The sequence below is a fragment of the Sandarakinorhabdus sp. genome, from assembly GCF_032115815.1.
Lineage (GTDB): Bacteria > Pseudomonadota > Alphaproteobacteria > Sphingomonadales > Sphingomonadaceae > Sandarakinorhabdus.
Map to the genome: position 1 here is coordinate 1 of NZ_JAUMBI010000089.1, position 7649 is coordinate 7649.

General features: G+C 65.4%; 5 protein-coding genes. 1 reads left to right on the forward strand and 4 read right to left on the reverse strand.

Annotation, left to right across the window (positions count from 1 at the left end):
* The 3 genes from RT662_RS05615 to RT662_RS05625 all read right to left on the reverse strand — a co-directional run.
* Nucleotides 1–2325: autotransporter-associated beta strand repeat-containing protein (locus RT662_RS05615; RefSeq protein WP_313669726.1), on the reverse strand; the 2325-nt coding region annotated here is incomplete at its 3' end.
* Nucleotides 2326–2439: 114 nt separating this feature from the next.
* Entirely contained in the window at nucleotides 2440–3567 is a 1128-nt protein-coding gene (locus RT662_RS05620; RefSeq protein WP_313669727.1) for an FAD-binding oxidoreductase, read from the reverse strand.
* Nucleotides 3567–4529 carry an alpha/beta hydrolase gene (locus RT662_RS05625; RefSeq protein WP_313669728.1) on the reverse strand — a complete coding sequence of 321 codons (963 nt, stop codon included), beginning with the start codon at nucleotides 4527–4529 and terminating at the stop codon, nucleotides 3567–3569. Before RT662_RS05625 ends, RT662_RS05620 begins: the two co-directional genes overlap by 1 nt.
* 60 nt (nucleotides 4530–4589) lie before the next feature.
* Here RT662_RS05625 and RT662_RS05630 point away from each other — a divergent pair, with 60 nt between their 5' ends.
* Nucleotides 4590–4880: a hypothetical protein gene (locus RT662_RS05630; RefSeq protein ID WP_313669729.1), complete on the forward strand. Its 291-nt coding sequence runs from the start codon at nucleotides 4590–4592 to the stop codon at nucleotides 4878–4880.
* A gap of 86 nt (nucleotides 4881–4966) precedes the next feature.
* Here the strand turns inward: RT662_RS05630 and ppdK are convergent, their stop codons facing one another.
* Nucleotides 4967–7627 carry a pyruvate, phosphate dikinase gene (gene ppdK, locus RT662_RS05635; RefSeq protein ID WP_313669730.1) on the reverse strand — a complete coding sequence of 887 codons (2661 nt, stop codon included), beginning with the start codon at nucleotides 7625–7627 and terminating at the stop codon, nucleotides 4967–4969.
* Nucleotides 7628–7649 lie beyond the last annotated feature (22 nt).

The following is a 7649-nucleotide window of genomic DNA, read 5'->3' on the forward strand; positions in this document are numbered from 1 at the left end:
CACGCCCAGGTAGATGTTGTTGGCATCGGTTTCCTGGACGACGTTGATGAAGCGCGACACGCGGGTATCACCGGTGAGCGTGGCAAAGCTGCCGGTGCGCCCGCCGGTGGTGGTGAGCACGGTGTAGCGGGTGCCCAGCACATACCGCGGGGTATCGGTCTTGGTGACGCGCAGCGTGGTGCCGGCGGCGACGTTGACCGTGCCGGTGATGGCAATGCGATCCGAAGTGCCGGTGCTGGTCACATCCACCGCATAGGTGGAACCGGTCTGGAACACGCCGTTGCCGGTGCTGGTGAGGGTACCGATCACCGGGCCGGGGGCCACGGTGGTGCCGGTGGCCGCCACGAAGCCGCCGATGGTGCCGGTGCCGGACAAGGTGCCGGCATTCAGCAGGATCCGCGCTGCGCCCAGATCGCCGGTTACCGCCAAGCCGCCGCCGTTGACGGCGAAATCGCCGCCAAACGTGTTGGTTCCACCGATGGTGAGCACGCCGGCGCCGTTCTTGGTGATGGTGCCGGTACCGGCCAGGACATTGGCCAGTGTTCCGGCTGCGCCCACATCAAGGATCAGGCTGCCATTGTTGGTGATGGTGCCAGCCCCGAAGGCGCCGAGCACACCGCGCAGGGCGCCGCCCGAAATCAGCACGCCGCCAGCGAAATCATTGGTGGCATTGGTGAGATTGAGCGTGCCGGCACCAAGTTTGGCCAGCGTGGAGCTGCCGGTGAGCTTGGCCGAAATGGTGGCGAGGTTATCGGCACCATTGACCGTGAAGTTGGCCACGCCACCCGACAGGGTGACCTGATCGCCGGCGATTTCATAACCGTTCACGTTGAATGTCATGCCGGTGACAGTCACCGGATCAACCGCATTGGAAACGGTGACCAGACCGCCCACGCCACCGAAGATGACGGTGGATGGCTGCGGGTTGTTCACGCCGCTGTCCGTCCCGTCTTCGTTGGTGAAGTTGGTGCTGGCCGTGGTCCAGGTGCCATTGCCGCCTTCCACGATGCCGTTGCCGTTGGGGCCGGCGCCATCCCAGTACACGCGCACGCCGGTGGGTGGCGGGGGCGGATCAACCGGCGGCGGCGGCGGCGAGGCGCCGGGCGAGAAGGCCGCGCCGCCATAGGTGAAGTAGCTGTCGAAACTGTCAAAGCCCGACAGCAGCAGCTGGAACGGATTGTCGGCCGAGATGGCGAACGCACCGGTTTTCAGCGACACATCGATATTGCCAAAGCTGAATGCCGTGCTGCCCAGCGTCAGGAAGCTGGTCGTATCGGGCGCAGAGCCATCAAGGCGCAGCGAGCCGAGATCGGTGGTGCGGATGACGATCGACACGAAATCGGTGGGGAAATTCGCCGAGCCCGAAGGCGCTGCAAACACATAGGATTTCAACCACTGATCCGAACCGGGCACGATCACCATGGCCGGATCGGTGTTGTTGTTGCCGTTCTGGCCGATCAGATATTGCGCTACCAGGATCGGCTTGGACGCCACCAGTTCAATGCCGCCAACCACCCGGCCTTCATAAAACTGGCCATTGTTCAGGGTGGCAACCAGCGTGCCATTGGCGCGCACTTCGGTACCATCCTGCGTGGCCACGGCACGATACACGTTGCCGCCGGCATCATTGCGCGGAGTCTGGGCGAGAAGATAGGTGCTGGACAATTTGTCGACGCTGGGAATCTGTTCGACGATGTGATCGCAGGCACCGACGCCGCCAATGTTGGTGCAACGGTTGCCCGAGAACACGGCCACCGGCTTGTCCGACAGCACGCGGCTGCCCGACAGTTCGGCGTTTGCCGTGAACATGTAGGTCTGCCCCGCATTCAGGGTGACCTGGACTTCCGAGCCGCTCTTGGGCCGGATGGTGACCTGCGTGTTGTCAACGGAGGCCTGAACCGAGATCTGGTCTTCAAAGCTGGCGCGATAGGTGGCGACAATGTGATCGGTGCCCAGCCGGTCACCATCGATCAGATAGGTCATGTCGGTCGACGCAGTCCGGCGCGACAGATAATAGCCGCTCAGCGCCGATTCGGAGCTGACGCTGAAGCCCTTGTTCTCGATCGTGGCGTTGGCCAGTTCGTTGCCGACCGGGATGTCGATCACGGCAAAGCCGGATTCACCCAGGGTGAAATTGTTGGAAAAGCCCGCGCCGTTTGACACGATGCCGGTCGAACCCGCCTGACCGAACACGAACAGCTGACGCTGACCGCCGGTATCGAAGTTCGGATTCATCTGGAAACGCAGGGTGTTGGCGGAAGCCGGCAACGCCAGGCCCATCGCCAGCGCGGCAACCGCGGCCGAGGCGAAAAGATTCTTGGTCATATGTTCCCCCAATTGGAACGTTCATGTGGTTCGTTGACCACGGAAGTGCGACCTTATGATCGGGGTTATACACCCTAATCATGCACATCATTGTAAATTTCTGACGAAATTTCGTTAAGGGCGATTGCTTATGGCCGGCCGGTCGGCCGCATAGGGCACAGGATCAAGCGGCGCGGTACCGCCCAGCAAAAGGGCCGCACACAGGCGGCCGGCGGCCGGCGCCGTCTGGATGCCGAAACCGCCCTGCCCCGCACACCAGAACAGGCCATCGACGGCACCATCAAAGCCATAAACCGGCAGCCGATCGGGCGCGAAGGTGCGAAGGCCCGCCCAGCTTGATTCAAGCCGCTTCACAGCCACTGTGCTGGCCTGTTCGAACCGGTCGATCACCACGGCCAGATCCATCTCGTCGGGGCGGACATCGTGCGGCACATCGGGAATCTCGTCGTGCGGCGACAGCCACAGCCGTTCGCCATCCGGCTTGAAATAGAAACTGCCGTCGCTGCTCATCACTGTGGGCAGATCGGCCGGCGGCGAGGGATCGATGCGCAACACGGCCATCGTCCGCCGCAGCGGCATCAGCCCCCTTGGCGCGGCCCCGGCCAGCTGCGCCAGGCCATCGGCCCAGGCCCCGGCAGCATTGACCAGCAGCGGCGCCGTGAACGCGCCGGCGCGGGTGGTGATGCGCCATGTGCCCGCGCTGCGCTCGAGCGCGGTGACTTCGGCATTGGTGATCAGCGTGGGTTTCGCGCCTTCCACACCGCGCAGAAAACCCTGATGCAGCGCTGCCACATCGATATCGTGGCAATCGGGCTCGATCAGGGCGCGAGTGCGCCATTCCGGTTTCAGCATCGGCCCGACCGGCGACGCCGCCAGCGCCGCGGCATCCAGCCAATGATAGGCCACACCGCCCTCATCATATTCGGCGGCCACCCGTTCCAGCCCGCCCGCATCCTGCGGGCCTTCGATGATCAGGCTGGGCCGGTGGTGCAGCAGCGGCGGAAAGCCGGCAGGCGGCGCGCCGAAAAAGGCCCGGCTGGCGCGGCTGAGCGGCACGACGGCAGGGCCACCATAGCTTTCGATGAAGATGGCGGCCGAACGGCCAGTGGTGTGATAGCCCGGCCGTTCCTCCATCTCGATCAGCACGACCCGCAGTTGTGGTGCGGCTTCCAGCAAAGCCCAGGCCGTGCTGGCCCCGGCAATGCCGGCGCCGAAGATGGCAATATCGAAATCCAAGCTCATCATTGCCCGTCGAAGAACGCCAGCGCGCGGGCCAGCACTGCGCCGCGCAACGGTTCGGCTTCGCGCAGCAGTTCGTGGCCGGCTTGCGGAAATTCCACCGTTTCGCCGCCCGCGATACGCGCGACGAAGCGGCGTGTGGCCTTGCTGTCCACCAGGCCATCCCTCTCCGGAATCAGCGCCAGCACGGGCACCGCGATGGCCTCAGGCACGCCGCGCGCGTTCAGCGCATCGATGCTGGCAAAGGCATCGTGCAGCCAGCCCCAGGTCACGCTGCCCAGCGCCAGCGAGGGATATTGGCCGATCCACCAGCCTTCATCGGAATAGCGTTCGGCATCGCTGGTGAGTAGCAACTGGCGCTTGCTGCCGGCCACACCGGGTTCATAGGGGCCGCCGCCCAGCACGAAATCGCTGCCGCGCTGCCATTTCACCATGCGCGCCGCCAGCCAGCGGGCAAGGCCAGGGCCCAGCGGCGCTGCGGCCACCCCCAACATCGGCGCCAGCACAACCGCACGACTGATGCCGCCACGCCCGGCCGCCAGGTGGCGCAGCAGCAGATGGCCGCCCATCGAATGGGCCGCCGCCAGCACCGGGCCGCCGGCGCGCTCCGCCGTCCACGCCACCAGTTCGGCCAGATCATCCAGCCAGACGTCAAAACCAGGAGAGGCCCCGTGCATCGGCGTTTTCCCCACCCGCCGTGACAGGCCCTGCCCGCGCCAATCGAAAATGGTGACGCCCCAGCCGGCATCCACCAGATCGTGCACTGTCTCGGCATATTTCTCGACGAAATCAGCGCGGCCGGTGATCATCAGGATATGGCTGCGCTCTGCCTTGCGGCGCGGCCAATGTTCCAGCCGCACCGGCCAGCCATCGCGCAGCGGCAGGAACAGGCGCTCACCGCCCGCCGGCAGGCTGCGGCGGCGCATCCACGGATCAGTTTCGGGCACGACATTCATGGGGCGCATCGATAAAGCCGATTCGCGCCGCTTGCCAGCACCTTGGGCTGCGGCGTAGCGTGACGGGCGATGCATCCCGCCCTGAAACTGCTCACCGGCCTGGCCGCCACTGTGGTGCTCGCCCGCGGCGCATCCCTGCTTCAGGGCCAGTTGATGATGGCGGAACTGGGCCAGGCGGCGGCGGCTGCCATGCAGGCGCAGGGCGTGGTGGATGGCAGCATCAGCTTTCGCCAGCCATCGGGGCTTGTGGCGCGGGTGGCCCGCCTGTCCGGCACGGCCGATGACGCCACGCGCGCCGCCGTGATCGGGCAGGTGAAACGCCACCCCGGCATTGCCGATGCGACATGGAGCCCGCGATGATCTGGCTGTTCGGCGAAATGTGGCTGTGGGTGCTGGCCGGCTTTGCTGTCGGGCTGGCCACCGGCTGGTGGATGTGGAAGCGCTGATCAGCCCTTCTTCAGCGCCGCCTGCGCCGCCGCCAACCGTGCGATCGGCACGCGGTAGGGCGAGCAACTGACATAATCCAGCCCCAGGTTTTCGCAGAACAGGATGGAGGCCGGATCGCCGCCATGTTCCCCGCAGATGCCCAGTTTCAGGTCAGGCTTGACGCTGCGGCCACGTTCGGCGGCCAGTGCCACCAGTTCGCCAACACCGTCTTCATCGATGGAGACGACCGGGTCCTTGGGGTAAATGCCCTTTTCAACATAAGGCCCCATGAACCGCGCCGAGTCATCGCGGCTGATGCCAAGCGTCGTCTGGGTGAGGTCGTTGGTGCCAAAGCTGAAGAACTGCGCGTGGGCAGCGATATCGGCAGCGCGCAGGGCCGCGCGCGGCAGTTCGATCATCGTGCCGACCAGATAATCCAGCGTGGTGCCGCTGGCGGCGAACACGGCGGCGGCTTCGGCATCGATGGCGGCCTTGGTCAGTTCCAGTTCCTTGGCCGTCGCAACCAGCGGCACCATCACTTCCGGCACCACCGCAGCGCCGGTTTCCTGGGCCACAAGCACGGCGGCTTCGAAAATGGCGCGGGCCTGCATGGCATAGATTTCGGGGTAGGTGATGCCCAGCCGGCAACCGCGGTGGCCCAGCATCGGGTTGAATTCATGAAGTTCGTTGATGCGGCGGCGCACCAACGTTTCCGGCAGGCCGGTGGCGGCAGCGACGTCGGCAAAACCTTCATCATCGTGCGGCAGGAATTCGTGCAGCGGCGGATCGAGCAGGCGGATGGTCACCGGCAGGCCGGCCATCACCCGGAAAATCTCGGCAAAATCGGCACGCTGTTCGGGCAGCAGCTCGGCCAGCGCGGCGGCGCGGCCGGCGGTATCTTCGGCCAGGATCATGCGGCGCACCGCGGTGATGCGGCTGGGCTCAAAGAACATATGCTCCGTACGGCAAAGCCCAATGCCTTCGGCACCGAACTGGCGGGCGACACGGCAATCGGCCGGCGTTTCGGCGTTGGTGCGCACTTTCAGCCGGCGGTGCTTGTCCGCCCATTCCATCAATATGCCGAAATCGCCGGACAGATCAGGCTCCACGGTCGGCACGTCGCCCATCATCACGTCGCCGGTGGCGCCATCGATGGTGATGCGATCGCCTTCCTTCACGATGCGGCCGCCGGTGCTGACCGTGCGGCCCACCAGATCGATGCTGATGCCGCCGGCGCCGGAAACGCAAGGGCGGCCCATGCCGCGCGCCACCACGGCGGCGTGGCTGGTCATGCCGCCACGCGCTGTCAGGATGCCGCGGGCGGCATGCATGCCGTGAATGTCTTCGGGCGACGTTTCGGTGCGCACCAGGATCACGGCGTCACCAGCGCGCGCGCGGATTTCGGCGCTGTCGCTGTCAAGCACAACGATGCCACTGGCGGCGCCGGGGCTGGCTGGCAGGCCGCGGGCGATGATGTCACGCGGGGCCTTGGGATCGAGCGTCGGGTGCAGCAACTGATCCATGGCGCTGGCGTCCACGCGCTTCACGGCTTCGGCTTCGGTGATCAGGCCTTCGCCCACCATGTCCACCGCGATGCGCAGCGCAGCCTTGGCGGTGCGCTTGCCGCTGCGGGTCTGCAGGATATACAGGCGGTTGTCTTCCACCGTGAATTCAATGTCCTGCATGTCGCGGTAATGCCGCTCCAGCAGGTCGAACGTGCGGCCGAGTTCGGCGAACACCACCGGCATCGCCTCTTCCATCGACGCCGCCTTGGCGCCGGCCTTCTCACGCGCCGCCTTGGTCAGATACTGCGGCGTGCGGATGCCGGCCACCACGTCTTCACCCTGGGCGTTGATCAGATACTCGCCATACCAGGCGTGTTCCCCGGTGCTGGGATCGCGGGTGAACGCCACGCCGGTGGCCGACGTATCGCCCAGATTGCCGAACACCATGGCCTGCACGTTGACAGCGGTGCCCCAGCTTTCGGGAATGTCGTTCAGGCGGCGATAGGTGCGCGCCCGGTCCGAACGCCACGAACCGAACACAGCGCCGATTGCGCCCCACAACTGCTCGTGCGGGTCCTGCGGGAATGGCCGGCCCAACGCCTGTTCGACGATGGCCATGTACCGCGCGACGAGCTTCTTCAGATCATCGGCATCAAGGCCGGTGTCCTGGGTAACGCCCTTGTCTTCCTTGGCGATTTCGAGCGCATCTTCAAACGCATAGTGATCCAGTTCCAGCACCACATCGCCATACATCTGGATGAAGCGGCGATAGCTGTCCCACGCGAAACGCGCGTTGCCCGATGCGGCGGCGAGGCCTTCCACGGTCTGGTCATTCAGGCCGAGGTTGAGCACCGTATCCATCATGCCCGGCATCGACACGCGCGCGCCGGAGCGAACGGAAACCAGCAGCGGGTTGGCGGGATCGCCGAATTTCTTGGCCGTCACGCCTTCGATGAAGGCCAGGCTGTCCAGTACCTGGGCCTGCACGTCATCGGGCAGGCGGCCGCCGGCATCATAATAGGCTGCGCAAACGGAGGTGGCGATGGTCAGGCCCGGGGGTACGGCGAGGCCAATGCCGGCCATTTCGGCCAAGTTGGCACCCTTGCCGCCCAGCAGTTCCTTCTGCGTGGCATCGCCTTCGGCCGTGCCGCCACCGAACCGGAAAACAGATTTCATTGCGCCCACACTCCAAAATCCC

What these genes read in the sequence shown, in the direction of transcription:
- RT662_RS05620 (WP_313669727.1), bottom strand. Translation starts at nt 3,567, where the DNA reads ATGAGCTTGGATTTCGATATTGCCATCTTCGGCGCCGGCATTGCCGGG.
- RT662_RS05630 (WP_313669729.1), top strand. Translation starts at nt 4,590, where the DNA reads ATGCATCCCGCCCTGAAACTGCTCACCGGCCTGGCCGCCACTGTGGTG.
- RT662_RS05625 (WP_313669728.1), bottom strand. Translation starts at nt 4,529, where the DNA reads ATGCGCCCCATGAATGTCGTGCCCGAAACTGATCCGTGGATGCGCCGC.
- ppdK (WP_313669730.1), bottom strand. Translation starts at nt 7,627, where the DNA reads ATGAAATCTGTTTTCCGGTTCGGTGGCGGCACGGCCGAAGGCGATGCC.